21 protein-coding genes are annotated in these 23,833 nt (G+C 64.2%); 19 read left to right on the plus strand and 2 right to left on the minus strand.

Annotation, left to right across the window (positions count from 1 at the left end; translation table 11 throughout):
- The first annotated feature begins 78 nt into the window (after window positions 1–78).
- From LJ655_RS12090 to LJ655_RS12120, 7 genes are all read left to right on the plus strand, one after another.
- Complete coding sequence (locus LJ655_RS12090; RefSeq protein WP_230561469.1) at window positions 79–1,113, plus strand: carbohydrate ABC transporter permease; 1,035 nt, start codon at window positions 79–81, stop codon at window positions 1,111–1,113.
- Window positions 1,110–1,940, plus strand: coding sequence for a carbohydrate ABC transporter permease (locus tag LJ655_RS12095; protein WP_230561470.1), 831 nt, complete (start codon window positions 1,110–1,112; stop codon window positions 1,938–1,940). The genes LJ655_RS12090 and LJ655_RS12095 overlap by 4 nt, the downstream gene beginning before the upstream one ends.
- A 58-nt stretch (window positions 1,941–1,998) precedes the next feature.
- Complete coding sequence (locus tag LJ655_RS12100; protein WP_230561471.1) at window positions 1,999–3,336, plus strand: GH1 family beta-glucosidase; 1,338 nt, start codon at window positions 1,999–2,001, stop codon at window positions 3,334–3,336.
- A 108-nt stretch (window positions 3,337–3,444) separates the two neighbouring features.
- The gene (locus LJ655_RS12105) at window positions 3,445–4,575 is read left to right on the plus strand and encodes an ABC transporter ATP-binding protein (protein WP_230561472.1); all 1,131 of its coding nucleotides are present in this window, start codon (window positions 3,445–3,447) and stop codon (window positions 4,573–4,575) included.
- 46 nt (window positions 4,576–4,621) lie between these two features.
- Window positions 4,622–4,861, plus strand: coding sequence for a hypothetical protein (locus tag LJ655_RS12110; protein ID WP_230561473.1), 240 nt, complete (start codon window positions 4,622–4,624; stop codon window positions 4,859–4,861).
- 417 nt (window positions 4,862–5,278) lie between these two features.
- Entirely contained in the window at window positions 5,279–5,509 is a 231-nt protein-coding gene (locus LJ655_RS12115; protein ID WP_008921569.1) for a type II toxin-antitoxin system Phd/YefM family antitoxin, read from the plus strand.
- The gene (locus tag LJ655_RS12120; protein ID WP_230561474.1) at window positions 5,509–5,898 is read left to right on the plus strand and encodes a type II toxin-antitoxin system VapC family toxin; all 390 of its coding nucleotides are present in this window, start codon (window positions 5,509–5,511) and stop codon (window positions 5,896–5,898) included. Before LJ655_RS12115 ends, LJ655_RS12120 begins: the two co-directional genes overlap by 1 nt.
- Here the strand turns inward: LJ655_RS12120 and LJ655_RS12125 are convergent.
- Window positions 5,877–6,926 (minus strand): LacI family DNA-binding transcriptional regulator, encoded by a 1,050-nt coding sequence (locus LJ655_RS12125; protein WP_230561475.1) that lies wholly within the window; start codon window positions 6,924–6,926, stop codon window positions 5,877–5,879. The genes LJ655_RS12120 and LJ655_RS12125 overlap by 22 nt on opposite strands.
- Before the next feature lie 335 nt (window positions 6,927–7,261).
- Here LJ655_RS12125 and LJ655_RS12130 point away from each other — a divergent pair, with 335 nt between their 5' ends.
- The 12 genes from LJ655_RS12130 to LJ655_RS12185 all read left to right on the plus strand — a co-directional run bounded on the left by LJ655_RS12130 (window position 7,262) and on the right by LJ655_RS12185 (window position 23,265).
- Entirely contained in the window at window positions 7,262–8,494 is a 1,233-nt protein-coding gene (locus LJ655_RS12130) for an extracellular solute-binding protein (RefSeq protein ID WP_230561476.1), read from the plus strand.
- Between the two features lie 60 nt (window positions 8,495–8,554).
- Window positions 8,555–9,472, plus strand: coding sequence for a carbohydrate ABC transporter permease (locus tag LJ655_RS12135; RefSeq protein WP_230561477.1), 918 nt, complete (start codon window positions 8,555–8,557; stop codon window positions 9,470–9,472).
- A gap of 3 nt (window positions 9,473–9,475) precedes the next feature.
- Window positions 9,476–10,306: a carbohydrate ABC transporter permease gene (locus tag LJ655_RS12140; protein ID WP_230561478.1), complete on the plus strand. Its 831-nt coding sequence runs from the start codon at window positions 9,476–9,478 to the stop codon at window positions 10,304–10,306.
- Between the two features lie 70 nt (window positions 10,307–10,376).
- Window positions 10,377–11,507, plus strand: a complete 1,131-nt coding sequence (locus LJ655_RS12145; RefSeq protein ID WP_230561479.1) for an ABC transporter ATP-binding protein — start codon at window positions 10,377–10,379, stop codon at window positions 11,505–11,507.
- Between the two features lie 276 nt (window positions 11,508–11,783).
- On the plus strand, window positions 11,784–14,189 hold the full coding sequence (locus LJ655_RS12150; RefSeq protein WP_230561480.1) for a glycoside hydrolase family 3 N-terminal domain-containing protein: 2,406 nt from the start codon (window positions 11,784–11,786) through the stop codon (window positions 14,187–14,189).
- Between the two features lie 65 nt (window positions 14,190–14,254).
- Window positions 14,255–15,022: a D-xylose 1-dehydrogenase gene (xylB, locus tag LJ655_RS12155; RefSeq protein ID WP_230561481.1), complete on the plus strand. Its 768-nt coding sequence runs from the start codon at window positions 14,255–14,257 to the stop codon at window positions 15,020–15,022.
- Window positions 15,019–15,903, plus strand: coding sequence for an SMP-30/gluconolactonase/LRE family protein (locus tag LJ655_RS12160; protein ID WP_230561482.1), 885 nt, complete (start codon window positions 15,019–15,021; stop codon window positions 15,901–15,903). Before xylB ends, LJ655_RS12160 begins: the two co-directional genes overlap by 4 nt.
- 156 nt (window positions 15,904–16,059) lie before the next feature.
- Window positions 16,060–17,055, plus strand: a complete 996-nt coding sequence (locus tag LJ655_RS12165; RefSeq protein ID WP_230561483.1) for a LacI family DNA-binding transcriptional regulator — start codon at window positions 16,060–16,062, stop codon at window positions 17,053–17,055.
- A 226-nt stretch (window positions 17,056–17,281) separates the two neighbouring features.
- Complete coding sequence (locus LJ655_RS12170; RefSeq protein ID WP_230561484.1) at window positions 17,282–18,697, plus strand: MFS transporter; 1,416 nt, start codon at window positions 17,282–17,284, stop codon at window positions 18,695–18,697.
- 29 nt (window positions 18,698–18,726) lie between these two features.
- Entirely contained in the window at window positions 18,727–20,511 is a 1,785-nt protein-coding gene (locus tag LJ655_RS12175; protein WP_230561485.1) for an IlvD/Edd family dehydratase, read from the plus strand.
- 84 nt (window positions 20,512–20,595) lie between these two features.
- A complete protein-coding gene (locus LJ655_RS12180; RefSeq protein ID WP_230561486.1) occupies window positions 20,596–21,783 on the plus strand; it encodes a fumarylacetoacetate hydrolase family protein in 1,188 nt (395 codons plus the stop codon).
- A gap of 39 nt (window positions 21,784–21,822) precedes the next feature.
- Window positions 21,823–23,265 (plus strand): aldehyde dehydrogenase family protein, encoded by a 1,443-nt coding sequence (locus LJ655_RS12185; RefSeq protein ID WP_230561487.1) that lies wholly within the window; start codon window positions 21,823–21,825, stop codon window positions 23,263–23,265.
- Between the two features lie 146 nt (window positions 23,266–23,411).
- On the opposite strand, the gene LJ655_RS12190 is transcribed toward LJ655_RS12185, so the two are convergent.
- Entirely contained in the window at window positions 23,412–23,678 is a 267-nt protein-coding gene (locus LJ655_RS12190) for a DUF4148 domain-containing protein (RefSeq protein ID WP_230561488.1), read from the minus strand.
- Between the last annotated feature and the right edge of the window lie 155 nt (window positions 23,679–23,833).

The raw sequence follows: 23,833 nt of genomic DNA on the forward strand, positions 1-23,833 counted from the left end.
CACGAAGTGTGTCGCAGGGTGCTGCAAACAGCGCGGCCGGACTCCCACCCGGCCACGCCCGACTGGACGGAACTATTGATGAACACTCCACTGCCCACGACCGAAGATATCGCCCGCGATGCGCAAGCGAGCGACGCGCTGAACTCCACCCCGCCGCTCACCGCGCCGCGCAGAACCTCGCGGCTCAATCCGGTGAAGCTCGCGCCGTACCTGTTCCTCGGTCCTTTTTTTCTGCTGTTCGCGCTGTTCCTCGCGTTTCCGCTGCTGTTCTCGCTGTTCCTGTCGTTCCAGAGCTGGGATGCGACGGCGGGACTCGCGAGCATGAAGTGGGTGGGTCTGTCGAACTTCACGTTCACGCTGACTGACCCTTGGTACTGGAAATCGCTGTACAACACCGCGTCGATGGCGATCATGTCCGGCGTGCCGCAACATCTGGTTGCGTTGCCGCTCGCGTTCTTTCTGCAAACCGCGTTTCGCCGCTGGCGCAATTTCGTGGTGGGCCTGTATTTCCTGCCGTTCATCACGTCGAGCGTCGCGATCGCACTGATCTTCTCGTCGCTGTATTCGACCGACTTCGGCATGATCAACCTCGCGATCGCCGAGCTCGGCAAGCTGCCCGGTTTGCACTGGATCGTGCCCGCGCATCCGATCGAATGGCTCTATAACCCGAAGAATGTCAAACCGGCGGTATCGCTTGTGATCTTCTGGCGCTATGTCGGCTGGAACACGGTACTTTATCTGTCGGCGCTGCAAACGATTCCGAAAGACCTCTACGAGGCCGCGCGCATCGACGGCGCGAACGGCTGGCAACAGTTCACGCGCATCACGATTCCGCTCATCAAGCCGATGATTTTCTTCGCGGTCACGCTCTCGATCATCGGCGGGCTGCAGCTGTTCGAAGAGCCGTTCATCCTGCTGCCGAACGAAGGCATGGGCACGAGCCAGTCCGGTCTGACGACGGCCGTCTATATGTATCGCACCGCGTTCCACGACGGCGACTTCGGCACCGCGAGTTCGATCGCATGGCTGCTGTTCATTTCGATCGCCGCGTTGATGTGGTTGAACACGCGCATCTTTCACCGCAGCGGCATGAATGAGGAGACACAGCGATGAAATCGTCGAACAACAAGGGCCGTTATATCGGCTACGCGATCGTGCTGGCGGGCGCGCTGCTGATGTTCTCGCCGTTTTACTTCATGTTCGTGTTCGCGACGCACACGAGCTCCGAGATCTTCTCCATGCCGCCGCCGCTGTGGTTCGGCAGTGCGTTTCTCGACAACATGGCCTCGCTGATGCGGCACATTCCGTTCTGGCGCAATCTCGGCTGGAGCTTCTATACGGCCGCGATGCAGACCGTGCTGACGCTGCTCGTCACGTCGATGGCCGGCTACGCGTTCGCGATGTACGAGTTCCGCTTCAAGAAGACGCTGTTCGCCATCGCGCTGACCGCGATGCTGGTGCCGCCGTTCCTCAGCATGATTCCGACCTTCATGACGATGAACCTGCTCGGCTGGATCGATCAGCCGCGCGCGCTGTACGTGCCGGGCGCCGCCGCCGCGCTCGGCGTGTTCCTGATGCGCCAGTACGTTGCCGCCGCGATTCCGTCGGATCTGATCGAGGCGGCACGCATCGACGGCTGCGGCGAGTTCCGCATCTACTGGAGCATCGTGATGCCGCTCCTCGGACCGGCGCTCGGCACGCTGGGGCTGATCAGCTTCATTCAGGCGTGGAACAACTTTCTGTCGGCGCTCGTCGTGCTGCGTTCGCCGTCGATGTACACGCTGCCGCTCGCGCTGCGCATTCTGCAAAGTCCGACCAATTCGGATTGGGGCGCGGTGATGGCGGGTTCCGCGGTCGCGGTGCTGCCGCTGCTGGTGCTGTTTGCGTTCACCTCGCGGCGTTTGATCGACGGTCTGACGACCGGTGCGGTCAAGGCCTGAGATCCTTTCTTTAATTTTCATGCCCTCACGGGCATGACCATTCGGGACAACATCATCTATGTCGACGTATCGATTCAAGGAAGACTTCGTCTGGGGCGTCGCCACCAGTTCCTACCAGATTGAAGGCGCAGCGCATGAGGACGGCCGCGGGCCGTCGATCTGGGACGCGTTCTGCAACGTGCCGGGCAAGGTCGTGAACGGCGAGAACGGCGATGTCGCATGCAATCACTATCACCTCCTCGAGGAAGACCTCGACCTGATGGCTGAACTCGGCGTCAACGCTTATCGCTTCTCGATCGCCTGGCCGCGCGTGCAGCCGACCGGGCGCGGCGCATTCAACGACAAGGGCCTCGCGTTCTACGAGCGTCTCGTCGACGGTTTGCTCGAGCGCGGCATCCAGCCGTTTGCGACGCTCTATCACTGGGATCTGCCGCTGTCGCTGCAGCACATGCAAAACGGCTGGGAAAGCCGCGACACCGCTTATCGCTTCGCGGACTACGCCCGCAAGATCGGCAGCGTGCTCGGCGATCGCGTCGCCTCGATCGCGACGCACAACGAGCCGTGGTGCACCGCGTGGCTCGGAAACGCAACCGGCTATTTCGCGCCCGGCAATGCCGATCTGAAGAAGGCGGCCCACGTTGCGCACCATTTGCTGCTGTCGCACGGTCTTGCGTTGCAGGCACTGCGCGCCGATGGCGTGAAGGCGCCGCTCGGCATCGTGCTGAACCAGTCGCCGGCGCACGGCGCGACGGATTCGGCCGAAGACCAGGCCGCCGCGTCGCTCGAGTACGCGAAGTTCGTGCGTTGGTACATGGACCCGCTCTTCAAGGGCGAATATCCGGCCGAGGCGCTGCAATGGTACGGCGAGAACGGTCCGCAGGACGTGATCCTGAGCGGCGACTTCGACGTGATCGGCACGCCGATGGACTTTCTCGGCGTCAACTACTACACGCGAATCTTTGCGAGCGCATCGGGCGACAAGCGTCCGCCGGGCGTGCTCGGCTTCACCGACATGGATTGGGAAGTCTATCCGCAAGGCCTCACGGAATTGCTGACCCAGCTCAACGCCGACTACAAGCTGCCGCCGATCTACATCACCGAGAACGGCTGCGCGGCGAAGGACGTGCTCGCTAACGGCCGTGTGCACGATGCCGAGCGCGTGCGCTTTTACGACCTGCACCTCGCCGCGTTGTCGGACGCGGTGCAGCGAGGCGTCGACGTGGCCGGCTATTTCGCATGGAGCCTGATGGACAACTTCGAATGGGCGTCGGGCTACGACAAGCGCTTCGGCATGGTCTATGTCGATTACGCGAGCCAGGAGCGCACGCTGAAGGACAGCGCGCTGTGGTATCGCGACGTAATCGCACAACACGCCGGCATCGCGGCCGCGCGCTGAGGCGCGCGCACGGCGTCGGGCGCACCGAACCTCGCGTGGCGCGACAGTAGTGGGGCAGTGGGATAGCGTCACGCGAGGTCTGCAAGAAGGATTCAGGAGGAGGTATCAATGGGCGAACTCGTATTGCGCAACGTCTCGAAGACGTACGGCGAAGGACCGCAGGTCATCCAGGGCATCGATCTGCACATTCCGGACGGTCAGTTCACGGTGTTTGTCGGTCCGTCCGGCTGCGGCAAGTCGACGATGCTGCGCATGATCGCCGGGCTCGAGTCGGTCACGGGCGGCGACATCATGATCGACGGCGTTCGGGTCAACGATCTGCAGCCCGTGGACCGCGGCATTTCGATGGTGTTTCAGAGCTACGCGCTCTACCCGCACATGACGGTCGCGGAAAACATGGGCTTTTCGCTGAAGCTGTCGGGCAAGTCGAAAGCGGAAGTGCGTGAGGCCGTGGGCCGCGCCGCAGAGATCCTGCAGATCACGCATCTGCTGGAGCGCAGACCGAAGGCGCTGTCGGGCGGCCAGCGCCAGCGGGTCGCGATCGGACGGGCGATCGTGCGCAAGCCGCGCGTGTTTCTGTTCGACGAGCCGCTGTCGAATCTCGACGCGGCGCTGCGTGTGCAGATGCGCATCGAGCTCGCGAAGCTGCATCGTGAACTCGGCACGACGATGATCTACGTCACGCACGATCAGGTCGAGGCAATGACGCTCGGCCAGCAGATCGTCGTGTTCAACAAAGGCCGCATCGAGCAGGCCGGCGCGCCGCTCGATCTGTATGAGCGTCCGGCGAACCGCTTCGTCGGCGGCTTCATCGGCTCGCCGCAGATGAACATGCTGGCCGCGACGCTGGTGTCGCAAGGCGATGCGCAAACCGTCGTGACGCTGGACGGCGCGAACCAGCGTATCGCGCTGCCCGGCCGGCTCGCGCAGCCGGTCAGCGGCGAGCTGACGCTCGGTGTGCGCGCCGAACATCTGGGCATCGGCTCGCTCGACGAAGGACTCGCCGCGCGGGTCGAGCTGGTCGAGCATCTCGGCGACGTGTCCATCTTGCACGCGCGACTCGACGGCATGGGGCACGCGATTGCGTTGAAGCTCGACAAGAAGGACGCGCAGCACGCGGTCGGCACGCGTGTGGGCATCAAGGTGGCGTCGGCGGCGGTCACGGTGTTCGATGCGAGCGGCGCGGCGGTAGCCCTCGAGCGGCCTGAAGTCGGCGAGGATGTCGGCGCGATCGTTTGACGGACCTATGGCGACCAGCGACGGGGCATTGATGGCGGACAGCGCGATGACGAAAAAAGCAGCGAAGGACGATCGCGAGGCCGCCGTGAGCGGACGGTCCGGGCAGCCGCAGGCCGGGCCGCGCGACGAAACGGGGGCCGCCGCGGACGGCGCGCAGCCGGCTATCGAAAGCGAACCGCAGCGGCGCGCCAGACCGAAGAAGCCGCGCGAATCGCTGCATGCATGGATCGTACATTTCGATGCGGAGCGTTCGTCAGGCCCGCCTGGACCGAACGACGAGGCGTGACGCGAGGAGGCCAACGTTAGCCAGCCCGCATTCGGTTTTTTGAATGGCCGTTAATCTCCTGCTCACCGATTTCGCCTTACGGGGCCTGGTTTGCGGAGGTTGTCGGGGCGGCGCGGAGAGTCGCCTGGAGCCCTAGGTAAACTCCGCATGGCGGTGGGGAATCTGCGCCATTAACATCGCCTAACGTTAAGGGTAACGTTGATAGTGTTTGCATCTTTTTGAAGGTCAACGGCACGGCAAACATCGTGACCGAGAGTAGAACTAGAACCTGAGGGAATTCCTGGCCATAAGTTGGGAAACAACGCCCGAAGCAAGGCGGATAACGAATGTCAGGCCACGCATCGCCAGCGTTCGCAGGCGAGCGCACCGGCCTGATACATAAAATAACCGTTGCAATTTTGATGGGTGGAGAGCGTCATGGAAAAGCGAGTATCTAAAGCCATTTTCAAGTCCCGGGCTTGCGAGTTGTTTCGCCAGGTCGAGGCATTGGGCGAAACCGTCGTCGTCACCGACCGCGGACAGCCCACCATCGAAATCCGGCCGTACCGCAGCAAGCAGGAGAATCCGCTCGAGCTGCTGCGCGCGTCGATCACGCATTTCAATCTTAAGCACGCGTTGCAGCCGGTCACTGCCGAACAGGACGAGTGATGATCACGCTCGACACGCTTGCGCTCGTATGCTGGCTCGGCAGGCAAAAGGCGCTGAGCCAGGCCGCGCACGATGCGATCGATCGGGAGCTCACCGGCGGCGAGATCCTGATCTCCGCGATCAGCGCGTTCGAAATCGCGGAATTCGTGAAGACCGGCTGCCTTGGGTTGTCGATGGATGCGCGCAGCTGGGTGTCGACGTTTCTGTCGCTCGACGGTGTGCGCATGATTCCGGTCGACGCCGAGATTGCGCTTCGCGCAGCCGCGCTGCCGCCCTCACTCACTTCGCATCAACGGTTGATCGTCGCGACCGCGCGCAAGCACGGCGGCGCGCTCGTCACGTCGGATGCGAAGGTGCGCGCGTCGACTTACGTCGAAACGATCTGGTGACGGGCGCGGCGCTGTTTGGTGCGGACTGGGCCGGTGGAATCGCGCACCACCAGTTCCGCCGGCAGCGTGATCCGCTGGGATGCGGCGTCGAGGCCGGCGATCTGCGCGAGCAGCGTGTTGACCGCCGAGCGCGCCATTTGCTGGAACGGCTGACGGATCGTGGTGAGCGCCGGGTGAAACTGCTCTGACATCGGGATGTCGTCGAAGCCGATCACGGAGATGTCGTCCGGCACGCGAAGACCCGCTTCGCGGATTGCGGCGATCACGCCGAACGCGCTCTGGTCGTTGGCCGTGAAGATGGCGGTGGGCGGCTCGGCGAGGTTCAGCAGGTCGAAGGTGACATCGAACGCCATCATCTGCGACAGGTCGCCCGCGGCGACCAGCGACTCTTCACGCGGCAGGCCAAGGCGAGCCAGCGTGTCGTGATAGCCGCGTTGCCGGTCGCGCACGCCTTCAATCGTTTCGTCGCCGGCCAGAAACGCGATGCGCTTGTGACCCAGATCCACGAGGTGCTCGACCGCGAGACAGGCGCCGCCATAGTTGTCGACCGATACCGACGGAAAGCCCGTCAGCGTGCCGCGCTGATCGACGACGACGACCGGCACCTTCGCGGTGGCCAGCGCTTCGAGGCACAGCGACTCGCGCGGAAGAATGGCGAGGATACCGTCGGAAAATTGCTGGATCAGACCGAGCAGATCGTGATGCGTCTCGCGGTCTTCGTCGAACACCGTGTAGACCAGCATCTCGCAGCCCGCGCCGCGCGCCGCGCGGCCTGCGCCCAGAATCAGCTCGCTGGAGAATTGTGTGTCGAGGGTCGGCGTGATGATGCCGATGATGCCGTTGCGGCCGCCCGACAGCTTCTGCGCGGTGCGGTTGACGACATAACCGATGTCCGACGCGATTCTCAGTACTTCGTCGCGCGTTTCGCGCGAGACGCCGGGACGGCCGTTCAGTGCGCGCGACGCGGTCATCTGGGACACCCCGGCAAGCTTGGCGACGTGCTCAAGCGTGGGGGTTTGCCTTGCCATGCGGGTCGAAGGTGTGCGTGAGCTCATTGTCTGGGTCGACTCGCTAGTAACGTTAGCGATACCGGTTATGTCGTCGCTATTCTAGCAGAACCCTTGATATTTCAGATTTCCCACAATGAATCAATGTTATTTGCCAGGCGCGTCAGGGCGGGCCGGCACCAGGTAAAATCCCCCATAGCCTTACGTCGCGCCTCGGCCTAACATGCGCTAACGTTAAGGCTAACGTTAACGTTCCAACGATTTCTTAAAAATCCAGAAGAGGGGACACACACATGGCGTACCCGGCGTTGTTTAAAGCACGGTCCATTATCGGCGCTACGGCGCTGCTTTTTTCGATGTCTGCAGTCGTTTCGAACGCCGTATCGGCGGAATCCAACACCATCACGGTGTGGGATCAGCAGACCAATGCATCGTCGAGCAAGATCATTCGCGACGCGTCGGACCGCTTCGAAAAGGCGGTTCCAGGCTACAAGGTCGAGAATTCGCACGTGCTGAACGAGGCCTACAAGACGAAGCTGAAGGTCGCCTTCGGCGCGAACCAGCCGCCGTGCGTGTTCGAGAACTGGGGCGGTGGCGGTCTGCATGAGTACGTGAAATCCGGCCAGATCGTCGATCTGACGCCGTACCTGAACAAGAATCCGGCGTTCCGCAGCCGCTTCATGCAATCGTCGTGGGACGTCACGACGTTCGACGGCAAGACCTACGGTGTCGCTGCCGAAAACGCAGCAGCCGCGGTGATCTTCTACAACAAGGAAGTCTTCAAGAAATACGGCATCACGCCGCCGAAGACGTGGGACGAACTGATGCACGTCGTCGAGGTGCTGAAATCGCACAACGTTGCAGCGTTCTCGCTCGCGAACAAGAACAAGTGGACCGGCTCGATGTACTACATGTACCTCGTCGACCGTATCGGTGGTCCGCAAGTCGTGAAGGACGCGCTCGCAGGCAAGGGCAAGGGCTTCGAAGATCCGGCGTTCGTCGAAGCCGGCAAGCGCATTCAGGAACTCGTGAAGGCTGGCGCGTTCGCGCCGGGCATCAACGGTCTCGATTACGACTCGGGCGCTTCGCGCCGTCTGCTGTACTCGGGCAAGGCTGCGATGGAATTGATGGGTGCCTGGGAAGCGTCGACGATCGCGAACGAAGATCCGGCGTTCTCGAAGGATCTCGACTTCTTCCCGTTCCCGAGCGTGCCGGGCGGCAAGGGTGATCCGCGCGACCTGATCGGCACGGTCGGCGACGGCTTCCTGAGCATCTCGACCGAGTGCAAGACGCCGGACGCAGCGTTCAAGCTGATCCAGGCACTGACCGACGATCAGGCGATGCAGGCTCGCGCGTCGGATGACCACAAGCTCCCGCCGGTCAATAGCGTCAAGATCGACGATCCGTTCACGCAGCGTCTGCAGCAACTGCTTGCCGCCGCTCCGAGCGTGCAGCTCTGGTACGACCAGGCACTGCCGCCGGCCCTCGGTGAATTGCACAAGGATACGACGCAGGCGCTGTTCGGTCTGTCGCTGACGCCTGAGGCTGCTGCGCAGCAAATGCAAGCCGCTTCGAAGAAGGGCGGCTAATCTCCAGTCTTAAAGAAAAGTCCGGCCGGCACCGCAAGGTGCCGGTCGGCATACAAGCCCGTGAATATCGCACTTTCCGCTACACCCGAACGCCGGCTGAGATTCTCGTCGCAGACGCTCGTCACGGTCGTGTTTCTCGCGCCGTCCCTGCTGCTGCTGGCCGTGTTCCTGCTTTATCCGCTCATCTCCAGCCTGCGGCTGTCGCTGCTCGACTGGAATGGCCTCGGCAACACCGCCCGTTATATCGGGCTCGCCAACTGGGAGCGACTCGCCCACGACACGGTGTTCTGGCAATCGCTCAAGAACAACGTGATCCTTGCTGTGGCGTCGATCATCATCCAGCTTCCGATCGCGCTCGCGCTTGCCGTCTTGCTTGAAAAGGCCGGCCGTGGCTCACGCGTGCTGAAGGTTCTCTATTTCCTGCCGCTGCTCATGTCGAGCGTGGCGATTGGCGTGCTGTTCAAGCAGATCTACGATCCGAATTTCGGTCCGCTCAACGTCGCGCTGCAGGCATTCGGGCTGGATGGCCTCGCGAAGGACTGGCTGGGCGACCCGCGTTTTTCGCTGGGCGCGACCATCGCCGTCATCATCTGGCAGAACGCGCCTTTCTACATGATTCTGTTCCTCGCCGGTCTCTCGTCGATGCCGGCCGAGGTCAACGAGGCCGCCCTCCTCGACGGCGCTTCCGAGTGGACCATTTTCTGGCGCATCAAGCTGCCGCACCTGCAAGGCACGGTGCGCACGGCTGTGCTCCTGTCCGTGCTCGGCTCGCTGCGTTACTTCGATCTGGTCTTCGTGATGACCGGCGGCGGCCCCGAAGGCTCGTCCGAATTGATGGCCACTTACATGTATCGCACGGTGTTCAGCTCGTTCCAGTTGGGCTACGGCAGCACCATCGGCTCGGCGATGTTCCTTATCGTCATCACGGTGGCGGCGGTGTCGATGCGCTTCACCCGCCGTTATGCAACCGAGGTCTGAACCATGAACAAGAAACTTCGCTTCCCCCGCGTGGGGATTCCTCTGCTGGCACTGATCTGGCTCGCCGTCACGACGATCCCGTTCCTCTTCATGGTCGTGTCGAGCCTCAAGAGCCAGGAAGAAACCTTCGCGACGTCCGTGTGGGCGCCGCCGAGCCAGCTGTACTGGGGTAATTACGCGGCTGTGCTCAAAGGGCCGTTCTTCACGTATTTCCGTAACAGCCTGTTCACGGTCGGTGTGTCGGTGCTGCTGATCGTCATCATCAGCGCGATGGCGGCCTACGTGTTCGCGCGCATGCGCTTCACGCTGAACAAGACGCTGTTCGGTCTCGTGGTCGCCGGCATGATCGTGCCGTTGCATGCGACGCTCGTGCCGATCTATCTGCTCACGCGCAACCTCGGTCTTTACGATACGCAATTCGCGCTGCTCGGCCCTTATGTGGCCCTCAGTCTGCCGGTCTCGATCTTCATCCTGACCGAGTTCATGCGTCAGATTCCGCGCGAACTCGAAGAAGCGGCGCAGCTTGACGGCTGCAGTCCGTTCCGCATCTTCTGGCGGATTTTCTTCCCGCTTTCGGCACCGGGGCTCGCCACTGTGGCGATCTTCAACGGCATCGGCCTGTGGAACGAATTCATCTTCGCGTACATGCTCACGTCGACGGCCGAGCACCGTACGCTGCCGCTCGCGATCTGGGACTTCATGGGGCAGTACGCGTCGAACATTCCCTCGATGCTGGCGATTCTCGTACTTACGTCGCTGCCGCTGATCGTTGCTTACGCGTTCGGTCAGGAACGCGTGATCAAGGGAATGATGGCTGGCTCGCTCAAGGGCTGACCGGCACCGCACACCACCTCGAATCGCACGGGCCGCAGTGGCCCGTGCACTGAACTCCGCATAAAACGCTATGGCAAGCATTTCCCTCAGTAACGTACAGAAGTCCTATACGAGCGGCCACGCGGTGATCCGCGACGCCAACCTCGAAGTCGGCCAGAACGAATTCTGCGTGTTCCTCGGGCCGTCGGGCTGCGGCAAGTCCACGCTGCTGCGCATGATCGCCGGTCTCGAATCGATCACCGACGGCGAACTGCGCATCGACGGCCAATTGATGAACAGCGTCGAACCCGCCAAGCGCCAGGTCGCGATGGTGTTCCAGAACTACGCGCTCTATCCGCACATGAGCGTGTACGAGAACATGGCCTTCGGTCTGCGTCAGGCGAAAGTCGACAAGACCATCATCGACAAGAAGGTGCGCAGCGCCGCTGCCGCGCTGCAACTCGACGCCTACCTGGAACGCCGGCCCGCCGCGCTGTCCGGCGGCCAGCGCCAGCGCGTGGCGATCGGCCGCGCGATCGTGCGCGAGCCCGGCGTGTTTCTGTTCGACGAGCCGCTGTCGAACCTCGACGCCGCGTTGCGCGTGCAGACGCGCACCGAAATCGCCCGTTTGCATCGCGAGTTCAGCCGCGCGAGCGCGGTGTACGTCACGCACGACCAGATCGAAGCGATGGCGCTCGCCGACAAGATCGTGCTGCTGCACGCCGGCGCGGACATGGAGAAGCACGGCAGCATCGCGCAGATCGGTGCGCCGCTCGATTTGTATCACCGGCCGAAGAGCCGCTTCGTCGCGGGCTTCATCGGTTCGCCGAAGATGAACTTCCTGCCGGCCACGATCCGCGAGATCGACGACAAGGGCATTCAGGTCGAACTGACGACGGGCGAGCGCGTGCGCGCCGAGGTCGATGGCCGCAGGCAGCGTGTCGGTTCGCAGGTCACGCTCGGCATCCGTCCGGAACATCTCGCCCTGCCGTCGACGCAGCCCGGCGCGCAGACGATCCGCTGCGCCGTGCGTCTGGTCGAACGGATGGGCGAGCACAGCTACGTGCATCTGAACGGCGGAGTCCGCGACGGCAACGCGATGATCGCCAAGCTGCCCGGCGATGGCGGTGTGACGCGCGACGAGCACATCGAGTTGGCGTTTGCACCGCAGGCGTGCCACGTCTTCGACGACAAGGATTTCGCGCTGCCGCGTCTGCACTGATCCGCTTTCGATCGCGGCGCCTGCACGACGCGAGCGAGCGCGGTTCCGCCGCATCGCGTCGATAGACGCAACGCACGGCCCGTAGTCGGTCGAACGCCGCGATTTTCGAATCCTCGCGGCGTTCGATCGATCAGCAGGACTGCGAAGTGGTGGAAGGTGGCTGAAAGCAAAGGCAATGGCAGCCGGGCTGAAGCAATGCCCTGTCGCGCCCCTGTCAGAAGAACGGATTTGTCGGCGCTCATGCGCTTCGTACACAAGGATAAAAAGGAGTTTCCGATGTTGGTTCGCCAAAGTGAGGTCCCGCTCTACCGCAATCCGGCAGCAGCCGTGGAGGAGCGCGTGGCCGATCTGCTCGCGCGCATGACTCTCGACGAAAAGATTGCGCAGCTTCACGCCGCGTGGCTGAAGCTGTCGGCCGATGGCAATCACAAGGCGCGTAGCATCGATTTCGCGCAGAGCGCCAACCAGATCACGGTTGACGAGATCCTGCAGCATGGCCTCGGCCAGATTACGCGGCCGCTCGGCACGCACACGGTTGATCCGAAGGAAGGCGTGCGCGCGCTCAACGAACTGCAGCGCAAGATGATCGAGGACACGCGCCTCGGCATTCCGGTGATGGCGCACGAGGAGTGTCTCGTCGGGCTGATGATCAAGGACGCGACGCTGTTCCCGTCGCCGTTGAACTATGCGGCGACGTGGAATCCGCAACTGGTCGGCGAAGTCGGCACGATCATCGGCGAGCAGGCGCGCTCGATCGGCTGCCACCAGGGACTCGCGCCGGTGCTCGACGTGTCGCGCGATCCGCGCTGGGGCCGCACCGAGGAGACGCTCGGCGAAGACCCGTATCTGGTCGGCGTGCTCGCCTGCCATTACGTGAAGGGCCTGCAAGGCGAACAGCGCGATCTGCTGGCGACACTCAAGCATTTCGTCGGCCATTCGGCGAGCGAAGGCGGCCGCAATCATGCGCCGGTGCATGTCGGACCGCGCGAACTGAACGACGTGTTCATGTTGCCGTTCGAAATGGCCGTGAAGCTCGCGAACGCCGGTTCGGTGATGCCGGCTTATCACGACGTCGACGGCGTGCCCTGTCATGGCGACCGCGCGCTGTTGCATGACACGCTGCGCGAGAAGTGGGGCTTCGATGGTCTCGTCGTTGCGGATTACGCGGGCGTGGATCTGCTGTACAGCCACCACGCGGTGGCGCGCGACAGCGCATCGGCCGCGGCGCTCGCGTTCAACTCCGGTCTCGACGTCGAGCTGCCCGGACACGAGTGCGCCGTGCATCTGAAGGAAGCGCTCGAACGTAACGAGATCACCCAAGCAACGATCGATACGGCGGTCTCGCGCGTGCTGCGGGTGAAGTTCCAGCTCGGCCTGTTCGAGAATCCGTACGTCGATCCTGAAGGTGTCGACGTGAAAAGCGCGGCCGCGGGCGATACCGCGTATCAGGTTGCGCTCGAATCGGCGGTGCTGCTGCGCAATGAAGGCGAGGTGTTGCCGCTCAACGCGAACGGCGCGGAAAAGATCGCGGTGATCGGCCCGACCGCTGACGATCCGCTCGCGCTGCTCGCCGGTTATAGCTTCCCGGTGCACCTGATCAACAGCGGCGAGCAGTCCACCGCGTCGATCGCGACGCCGCTGCGTGCGTTGCGCGCGCTGCTCGGCAACGAGCGCGTGATCCACGCGCAGGGCTGCGACATCATCAAGGAGCGCCGCGCGGGCGCACCGGTGTTCCCGGGCGACGTGTCGCTCGATCTGACCGGCGACGCGCATTGCGACGAGCTGATCAGCAAGGACACCGACGGCATCGCCGCCGCGGTCGATGCGGCGCGGCAAGCGGGCGTCGCGCTGGTGTTCGTCGGCGATCTGGCGGGCCTGTTCCAATCCGGCACGGTCGGCGAAGGGTCCGATACCGACAGCCTCGATCTGCCCGGCGTGCAGCAGGCGTTGTTGCAAGCGGTGGTCGATAGCGGCACGCCGACGGTCGTCGTGATGACGGGCGGCCGTCCGTACAATCTCGGCGGCCTCGAAGAGCGCATCGCCGCGCAGATCATGGCGTTCGCGCCGGGCGAGCGTGGCGCCGAAGCGCTGGCCGATCTGCTGGTGGGCCGCGCCAATTTCAGCGGCCGTATGCCGCTGTCGGTGCCGAAGAGCGCCGGCGCCGTGCCGTATGTCTACAACCATCGTCTGAAGAGCGCGGGAACGCCGATCGCGTACCACTTCGGTTGCCGCTATCCGTTCGGTTTCGGCCTCGGCTATACGCGGTTTCGTTACGGCGATCTCGCGCTTGCGCACAGTGAAGTGCCAATCGAAAATGGCACGCTCGAACTGAGCTTCACCGTCGAGAACATCGGCGCGCGCGATGGCACCGAAATCGTGCAGATCTACGTGCGCGACCGGCAAGCGTCGGTTACGCGGCCGATATGCGAGTTGAAGGCGTTCGCGCGTGTGCCGCTCGCGGCGGGTGCATCGAGCCGTGTGCGCGTGAAACTGCCGGTCGACATGCTGAACTTCACCGACGCGCGCGGCGAGCGCATCGTCGAGCCGGGCGACTTCGATCTGCTGGTCGGCAGTTCGAGCCGCGACATTCATCTGAGGGGCACGGCCACGGTCGCGGGCTCCGCGACGCGAACGCTCGAACGCAACTGGCGCATGCTGAGCGAAGTCGAGATCGTGGCGTAAGCGGTGGGGCACGCCGACGCGTGCCGCCCTATGTGTGGTCCTACTCGTAACAAGTGGAATATCTGATGTCGTACGCAATCTATCCGAGCCTGTCGGACAAAACGATCGTCGTGACCGGCGGTGGCAGCGGGATCGGCGCTGCAATGGTCGAAGCCTTCGCGCAGCAGGGCGCGCGCGTGTTCTTTCTCGACGTCGCCGAGCACGATTCGCTCGCGCTGCAGGAAACGCTTCGCCACGCGAAGCATCCGCCGACGTTCCGGCGCTGCGACCTGCGCAGCGTGGACGCGATCGAAAGCACGTTTGCCGCGATCGTCGAGGCGGCGGGTCCGATCGACGTGCTCGTCAACAACGCCGGCAACGACGACCGGCACGAAATCGGCGAGCTCACCGCGAGCTACTGGGACGACCGTATCGCGGTGAATCTGCGGCACCAGTTCTTCTGCGCGCAAGCCGCCGCGAACGGCATGCGTCGCGCGGGGCGCGGCGTGATCCTGAATCTCGGCTCGGTGTCGTGGCATCTGGCGCTGCCGAACCTCGCGATCTACATGACCGCGAAGGCCGGCATCGAAGGGCTCACGCGCGGTCTGGCGCGCGACCTCGGTGGCGCGGGCATTCGCGTGAACTGCATCATCCCCGGTGCGGTGAAGACGCCGCGGCAGATGCAGCTGTGGCAATCGGCGGAGAGCGAGGCGAAGGTCGTCGCGAGTCAGTGTCTGCAACAGCGCATCGAGCCGGAGCACGTCGCGCGCATGGCGCTGTTTCTCGCATCGGACGACGCCTCCCGCTGCTCCGGCCGTGATTACTTCGTCGACGCAGGCTGGTACGGAGAATGAGCATGCCGGTCCCTGTGTGCGTATGGGCGGTCGGCGCGGAACTCGCCGAAGGGCCGCTTTGGCAGGCCGCCGAAAACGCCGTGTATTTCGTCGATATCAAGGGTCGCCGGATTCATCGGCTGTCCGTCGGGACCGGCGAACAGCGGACGTGGCAGGCGCCCGACCAACCGGGCTTTCTGGCGCCGCTCGCGGATGGCACGTTCGTGTGCGGACTGCCTGGCGGCTTGCATCGTTTCGATGCCGCGAGCGGGCAGTTCAGCAAGCTCATCGACGTCGAACCGCATCTGCCGGGCAACCGGCTCAACGATGGGTTCGTCGATGCGCAGGGACGCCTGTGGTTCGGCTCGATGGATGATGCGGAAGCGGCGCCCAGCGGCACGCTGTATCGCGTGAACGAAGACGGCGCGGCGCTTGCGCAGGACGACGACTACGTGATCACGAACGGCCCGGCGATGAGCCCGGACGGCCGCACGCTGTATCACAACGACACGATGCGCCGGGTGGTCTACGCATTCGACGTCGCCGCGAACGGCGCGCTGTCGGGCAAGCGGATCTTCGCTGCGATCTCGGGCGACGGCCATCCCGACGGCATGGCCGTCGACGCCGAGGGCTTCGTGTGGGTCGCGTTGTTCGGCGGCTGGCGCATCGAACGGTACTCGCCCGCGGGCGCGCTGGTCGGTCAGGTGCCGTTGCCGTGCGCGAACGTGACGAAGCTCGCGTTCGGCGGCGACGATCTGCAAACGGTATATGTGTCGACCGCATGGAAGGGACTGACCGCGCTCGAACGGCAGCATCAGCCGCTGGCGGGCGGGCTGTTTTCGTTCCGCGCGCCGGTGGCGGGGCAGATCCAGGCACGCTGCACGGTGGGCTTCGAGCGCTAACAGGCCGTACACCGCGACGACACGCGCCGCAAAACGCAACCCTGACGTTGCCCTGGTCGCTTCGTCAGGAGCGCCCCGCTATCATGTGCGTTCCGTGACCCTTGCGCATTCGCCCCGATTCCTATCATGACGTCCAGGCCACCCGTTCCGCCCCGCATGTCCGATGTCGCCGAACGCGCGGGCGTCTCGAAGATGACCGTCTCGCGCGTGCTCGCGGGCCGCAACGTGTCGCAGGCGACCCGCGAACGCGTGCAGAAGGTCATCGACGAACTCGGCTACGTCGCCGATGCGGCGGCGGGCGCGCTGTCGTCGGGGCGCTCGGAGTTCGTCGCCGTGCTGGTGCCGTCGCTGTCCAGTTCGAACTTCTCCGACACCGTGCGCGGCCTGAATGCCGCGCTGAGTCCGCATGGTCTGCAACTGCTGCTCGGCGATACGGACTACCGCCTCGAACAGGAAGAGCTGCTGGTGCGCTCGATGCTGCGTCATCAACCGCGCTGCGTCGCGCTGACGGGCAGCCGGCACACCGAGGCGACGCGCATGCTGTTGCAGCGCGCCGGCATTCCGGTCGTCGAGATGTGGGACCTGCCGAGCGATCCGATCGACACGGTGGTCGGCTTTTCGAATTCGGCTGCGGCGCGGGCGATGGTCCGGCATCTGCACGAGCGCGGTTATCGGCGGATCGGCTTCATCGCCGGCGCGAGCGAGCGCGATCGGCGCGGGCATGACCGGATGCGCGGCTACGTCGCCGAAATGAAGGCGCTGGGCCTTGGTGAGCCGCGCGTGATCCGGCTCGGCGATTCGCCGATCACGATGAGTCACGGTGGCCCCGCCATCGGCGCATTGCTCGACACGTGGCCCGATACCGAGGCCGTGATGTGCGTGAGTGACATGTCGGCGTTCGGCGCGATCATGGAGTGTCATCGGCGCGGGCTGTCGGTGCCGGGCGACATCGCGGTTGCTGGCTTCGGCAACTTCGAGGTGTCGTGGTGCTGTCAGCCGAGCATCACGACGGTGTCGGTCGATGCCTACGGCATCGGCCTGCGCGCCGGCGAAACACTGCTCGCCGCGCTCGCGGAGCGCGACGCGGGCGAGGGGCGGCACCGCAAAGCGGTCAAGATCGACTTCACGGTGATTGCACGCGACAGCGCATAAATGACGGTTCGCCCATCCCGTCGCGCGAAATTGCGGGGTTATTGAAGCCCGCCGAAACGTCGGCCGGCGGCTTAGGGATATCCCGTGGTTGTCCACCGGGTGAGCCGCGCGTAACATCCACAGCCTGAAATGTTACCGGTAACTTTGCCGCGCGGCTCGCCGCTCATGCTGCGCGGGCCCGCACGCAACGGCATTTCGAACGAAAAACCCGCTGATGGAGATTTGAATGGCCGCTGTACCGTCCACAAAGGCCGCGCCCGCCGCGCGGATCGACGAATTCGAGGAACAAACCTATCGCAAGGTGGTGCGCCGCCTGCTGCCGGTGCTGCTGCTGTGCTACGTCGTCGCCTATCTGGATCGCGTAAACGTCGGCTTCGCGAAGCTTCAGATGCTCGACGATCTCGGCCTGTCCGACACGATGTACGCAATCGGCGCGAGCGCCTTCTTTTGGGGCTACTTCATTTTCGAAGTGCCGAGCAACGTGTTCCTGCATCGCTACGGCGCGCGCTTCTGGATCGCGCGGATCATGTTCACGTGGGGGCTCGTGTCGATGGCGCTCGCGTTCGTCGGGCCGCTCGCGCACTTCGCGCACGTCGAAACAGCGACGATGTTCTATGCGCTGCGCTTTCTGCTCGGCATCTGCGAAGCCGGCTTTTTCCCCGGCGTGATCCTCTACCTGAACTACTGGTTTCCGGCGCAGCGGCAAAGCCGCGTGATGTCCGGCTTCCTGATCGCGATGCCGGTCAGCCTGATGCTCGGCGGCGTCGTTTCCGGGTGGCTGATGGATCACACCGCGGGTCTGTTCGGCTACCAGGGTTGGCAGTGGATGCTGCTGATCGAAGGCGTGCCGTCGCTGCTGACCGCATTCGTCGTCTACTTCTCGCTCGACGACGGCATCGACCGCGCCAACTGGCTCACGGCGCAGGAGAAGAAGCTGCTCGCGGCCAATCTGCAGCGCGAAAGCGCGCACAAGACCGCGCGCTTCGGCTCGGCGGTGCGCGATCCGCGCGTATGGCTGCTGGTCGCGATCTTGCTCACCTTCAATACCGGCTTCTACGGACTCGCATTCTGGCTGCCTTCGATCATCAAGGCGACCGGCGTTCATGACCCGCTGCATATCGGCCTCTTGACCGCGATTCCGTATGGCGTGGCGATCGTCGCGACGCTGGCGAACGCCGCGCACTCGAAGAAGACCGGTGAACGCCGCCTGCATGCGGCCATTCCGGCGCTGATCGGCGGCGTCGGGCTCATCATGAGCGCAGCTTTGGCGCATCATGTGGTGTGGGCAATCACGTTTCTGACGATTGCCACCGCCGGCATCCTTGCGTTGATGCCGATTTACTGGACGTTCCCCGGACAGCTGCTGTCGGGCGCCGCGGCGGCTGCCGGCATCGCGATGATCAATGCGATCGGCAACCTGTCCGGCTTTACCGGTTCGATGATTACCGCCGTCGCGAAAGATCTGACCGGCGACATCAACAACGGCACCTACGCACTCGGTGCGTGCCTGCTGATCAGCTGCGTGCTGATCCTGCTCGTGCCGCGCACGATGCTGGCGCAGGCCGCCTCGAATGAAACGGGCGGCTCCGGCCGCGAGACGGCGCGTGCAGACAAGCGCGCAAAACAGGCAGAGCACGCCTAAGCAACCCTCACCAAAGAGAGACAAGCATCATGTCAGCATCCACCCCGCGCCGTCTGCGCAGTCAGGAATGGTTCGACGATCCTTCGCACGCGGATATGACGGCGCTGTACGTCGAGCGTTTCATGAACTACGGTCTGACGCGCGAAGAGCTGCAGTCGGGTCGGCCGATCATCGGCATCGCGCAGACAGGCAGCGATCTCGCGCCGTGCAACCGGCATCACATCGAACTCGCGGCCCGCACGAAGGCCGGCATCCGCGACGCGGGCGGCATTCCGATGGAGTTTCCGGTGCATCCGCTCGCCGAGCAGAGCCGCCGGCCGACCGCCGCGCTCGACCGTAATCTCGCGTATCTGGGCCTCGTCGAAATTCTGCACGGCTTTCCGCTCGACGGCGTCGTGCTGACTACCGGCTGCGACAAGACCACGCCTGCTTGCCTGATGGCGGCAGCCACGGTCGACATGCCGGCGATCGTGCTGTCCGGCGGCCCGATGCTCGACGGCTGGCATGACGGCAAGCGCGTCGGCTCGGGCACTGTGATCTGGCATGCGCGCAATCTGCTCGCGGCCGGCGAGATCGATTACGAAGGCTTCATGGAGCTGACCACCGCGTCGTCCCCGTCGATCGGTCACTGCAACACGATGGGCACCGCGCTGTCGATGAACAGCCTCGCCGAAGCGCTCGGCATGTCGCTGCCCGGTTGCGCAAGCATTCCGGCCGCGTACCGTGAGCGGGGCCAGATGGCCTACGCGACCGGCAAGCGGATCGTCGATCTGGTGCGCGAGGACGTGCGGCCATCGAAGATCATGACGAAAGAAGCGTTCGAAAACGCGATCGTGGTCGCCTCGGCGCTCGGTGCCTCGACCAACTGCCCGCCGCATCTGATCGCGATCGCGCGTCACATGGGCGTCGAACTGAGTCTCGAAGATTGGCAGCGAGTCGGCGAGCAGGTGCCGCTGATCGTCAACTGCATGCCCGCCGGCGAATATCTCGGCGAGAGCTTCCATCGCGCGGGCGGCGTGCCGGCGGTGATGCGCGAGCTCGCGAAAGGCGGCCTCGTGCACGAGCAATGCCTGACGGTGTCGGGACGCACGATGGGCGAAATCGCGGCCGCCGCGCCCACGCCGGATCGCGAGGTGATCAAGACGACCGACGAGCCGCTCAAGCACGGTGCGGGCTTCATGGTGCTGTCGGGCAACTTCTTCGACAGCGCGATCATGAAGATGTCGGTGGTCGGCGATGCGTTCCGCAAGACCTATCTGAGCGAGCCCGGCGCGGAAAACACTTTCGAAGCACGCGCCATCGTGTTCGACGGTCCCGAGGACTATCACGCGCGCATCAACGACCCGTCGCTCGAAATCGACGAGCATTGCATCCTCGTGATTCGCGGCACGGGCACGGTCGGCTATCCGGGCAGCGCCGAGGTCGTCAACATGGCGCCGCCGGCGGCGCTCGTGCGCCAGGGCATCACGTCGCTGCCGACGCTCGGCGACGGCCGTCAGAGCGGCACGTCCGCGAGCCCGTCGATTCTGAACATGTCGCCGGAAGCGGCGGCGGGCGGCGGCCTCGCGCTTTTGCGCACGAACGACCGCATCCGCGTCGATCTGAATTCGCGCAGCGTCAACGTGCTGGTCGACGAAGCCGAACTCGCGCGGCGCCGCGAAACCATGCGGTTCGAGATCCCGCCCGCTCAAACGCCGTGGCAGGAGCTGTATCGCAAGACGGTCGGCCAGCTTTCAACCGGCGGCTGCCTCGAACCGGCGACGCTGTATCTGAAGGTGATCGCCGAGCGCGGCAATCCACGGCATTCGCATTGACATGCAGGTGACAAGGCCGGGCTTCGCATGCAACGCGACGCCCGGCCTTGCCCGTTTTCCCACTTATCCGAAAGAGCCCATCCCATGTCCGCAACTTCCCCTTCCAGCTTTCTTCCCGGCGACGTGAACGACGCGTTGCTGATCGGCCGCGTGTGGCGCAAGACCGAGCAGCACGAAGGACCGTGCGTGGTCGTCGTGCGCGGCGGCGAGGTGTTCGACATCACCACGGCCGTGCCGACGACCGCCGACCTGTTCGAGCGCGACGATGCCGCGCAATTCGCGCGCAGCGCGCCGGGCGTATCGCTCGGGCCGGTCGCGCAACTGATCGCAGCGAACCTGCCGGGTGCGAGCGCACCTGCCGTGCGCCTGCTGGCACCGTGCGACGTGCAGGCGATCAAGGCCTGCGGCGTCACGTTCGCGGTGAGCCTGATCGAGCGCGTGATCGAGGAGCAGGCCGGCGGCGATCCGGCGAAGGCGAAGGAAGTGCGTGAGACGATCGCGTCGACGATCGGCACCGACCTGTCGAAAATCAAGCCTGGCTCCGAAGCCGCGATGAAGCTGAAGGCCGAGCTCGAGCGGCGCGATGCGTGGTCGCAATACATGGAAGTCGGCATTGGTCCGGATGCCGAAGTGTTTTCGAAGTCGCAGCCCATGTCGGCGGTCGGCTTCGGCGCGGACGTCGGTCTGCTCGCCGCGTCGGTGTGGAACAACCCGGAGCCGGAGATCGTGCTGGCGGTGAATAGCCGCGGCCGCATCGTCGGCGCGACGCTCGGCAACGACGTCAACCTCCGCGACATCGAAGGCCGCTCGGCGCTGCTGCTCGGCAAGTGCAAGGACAACAACGGCTCGTGCGCGATCGGCCCGTTCGTGCGGCTGTTCGACGGCACGTTCTCGCTCGACTCGGTGCGCACCGCGAGCGTGTCGCTGCGCGTCGAAGGCGGGGATGACGACTTCGTACTCGACGGCGTGAGCCACATGACCGAGATCAGCCGCGACCCGGCCGACCTCGTCGCGCAGACTTACGGCCGCCATCACCAGTACCCGGACGGCTTCATGCTGTTCCTCGGCACGATGTTTTCGCCGATCAAGGATCGTGACGCGCCCGGCGCCGGCTTCACGCACCACCTCGGCGATCGCGTGACGATCTCGACGCCGCAACTCGGCGCGCTGACCAACACGGTGCGCCTGTCCACGGAAATCGAACCGTGGACGTTCGGCGTGCGTGCGCTGTACCGCAATCTCGCGGCCCGTGGCATGCTGGTTGCTGCCTAACGGGATTGTCGCTGCGGTTTTCGAAAGGAGAATGAGGAAATGAGTCAGTTTGCAAACTACATCGACGGACAGTGGGTCGACGGTGCCAGCGTTTCGCGCAACGTCAATCCGTCGAATCTCGACGACGTGATCGGCGAGTTCGCACAGGCCGACGCCGAGCAGACGCACCGCGCGATCAGCGCAGCGCGCAAGGCCTTCGCGACGTGGTCGTTGTCCACGCCGCAGCAGCGTTTCGATCTGCTCGACCAGGCGGGCAGCGCGATCCTCGCGCGCAAGGCGGAGCTCGGCAAGTTGCTCGCCCGCGAAGAGGGCAAGACGCTGCCCGAGGCGATCGGCGAAGTGGGCCGCGCCGGGCAGATCTTCAAGTTCTTCGCGGGTGAAGCGCTGCGCCTCGGCGGCGAAACGGTGCCGTCGGTGCGTCCGGGCATGACGGTCGAAATGACGCGCGAGCCGGTCGGCGTGGTCGGCCTGATTACCCCGTGGAATTTTCCGATCGCGATTCCGGCGTGGAAAATTGCGCCGGCGCTTGCCTACGGCAACACGGTCGTGATCAAGCCGGCCGATCTGGTGCCGGCCAGCACATGGGAGCTGGTCAAGATCATCGCCGACGCGGGCGCGCCGGCAGGCGTGATCAATCTGGTGATGGGACGCGGCTCGGTGGTCGGCGAGGCGCTCGTGACGTCGCCGGATGTGGATGCGGTGAGCTTTACCGGATCCGTTTCGACAGGCCGCGCGATCGGCGCGAAGTGCTTCGAATCGGGCAAGAAGTTCCAGCTGGAAATGGGCGGCAAGAACCCGATGGTCGTGCTCGACGACGCCGATCTGAATGTCGCGATCGAAGCCTGCATCAACGGCGCGTTCTATTCGACCGGCCAGCGTTGCACGGCATCGAGCCGGCTGATCGTGACCGCCGGGATCTATGACCGCTTTATCGATGGCATGAAGACCCGCATGCAGGCGCTGAAGGTCGGCGATGCACTTGCGGACGGCACGCACATCGGCCCGGTCGTCGACGATAAGCAGTTGGCGCAGGACGAGCGCTATCTGGCGATCGCGCGCGAAGAGGGCGGCACGGTGTTCGGGGGCGAGCGCGTCGAAGGCCCGACGCGCGGCTACTTCCTCGCGCCCGCGCTGGTCACCGAGACGACCTCGGCCATGCGCATCAACCGCGAAGAGGTGTTCGGGCCGGTGGCGTCGGTCATCAAGGTCAAGGACTACGAGGAGGCACTCGCGGTTGCCAACGACACCGAGTTCGGCCTGTCGGCCGGCATCTGTACGACGTCGCTGAAGTACGCGAGCCACTTTCGCCGCCATGTGCAGGCCGGCATGGTGATGGTCAACACCGCGACGGCGGGTGTCGATTATCACGTACCGTTCGGCGGCAGGAAGGGGTCGAGCTACGGTCCGCGCGAGCAGGGCAGCTACGCGCGCGAGTTCTATACGACGGTGAAGACTGCTTATATCAACCCGGGCGCCGTTTAAGACAGAGCCCGCGGCGGCACCCCAAACGGAACTGGCCCGCCATCGCATTCAATCGCGATGGCGGGCCAGCAGGGGAAGCCGCGGGAGCGCTATGGCAGAGCGCTCCAGCAGGTACAGCTACAGCAACTTTCCAGCCGGGACGCAGCTTACTGCGCTGCGCGGCCTTGCTGCGACGAACCGCTTGCCACGCCGCCGACCGCGCTGTTTTGCGCAGCCACGCGCGCTTCAGCAGCCTGAATGTTCGACGGGTATTCGTTCGGGTTGTAACGTGCCGGGTTGTAGCCGGCCTTTTCGACCTGAATCAGCTCCTGGCGGACCTGCTCGCGCGTCAGCGGCTGGTTCGATTGAGCGAAAACGGCTACCGGAGCAGCGAGGGTAGCGGCGATAACGACAGCTTGAACGAGCGATTTCATTTTTTACTACCTCCAGGTTTGTCTTGTTCGGCTGCTAAACGCGTTTGTCTGCAGCAGTGATGACAGTCTAGGGGGAGCGGGAACTAGGGTAAATACCTAATTTCCGAACTCACTGTTCCTGGAATTAAAACAATATTGAGATGGCTGGGCCGTCG

This window comes from Paraburkholderia translucens, from assembly GCF_020881035.1.
In the GTDB taxonomy this organism is placed as follows: domain Bacteria; phylum Pseudomonadota; class Gammaproteobacteria; order Burkholderiales; family Burkholderiaceae; genus Paraburkholderia; species Paraburkholderia translucens.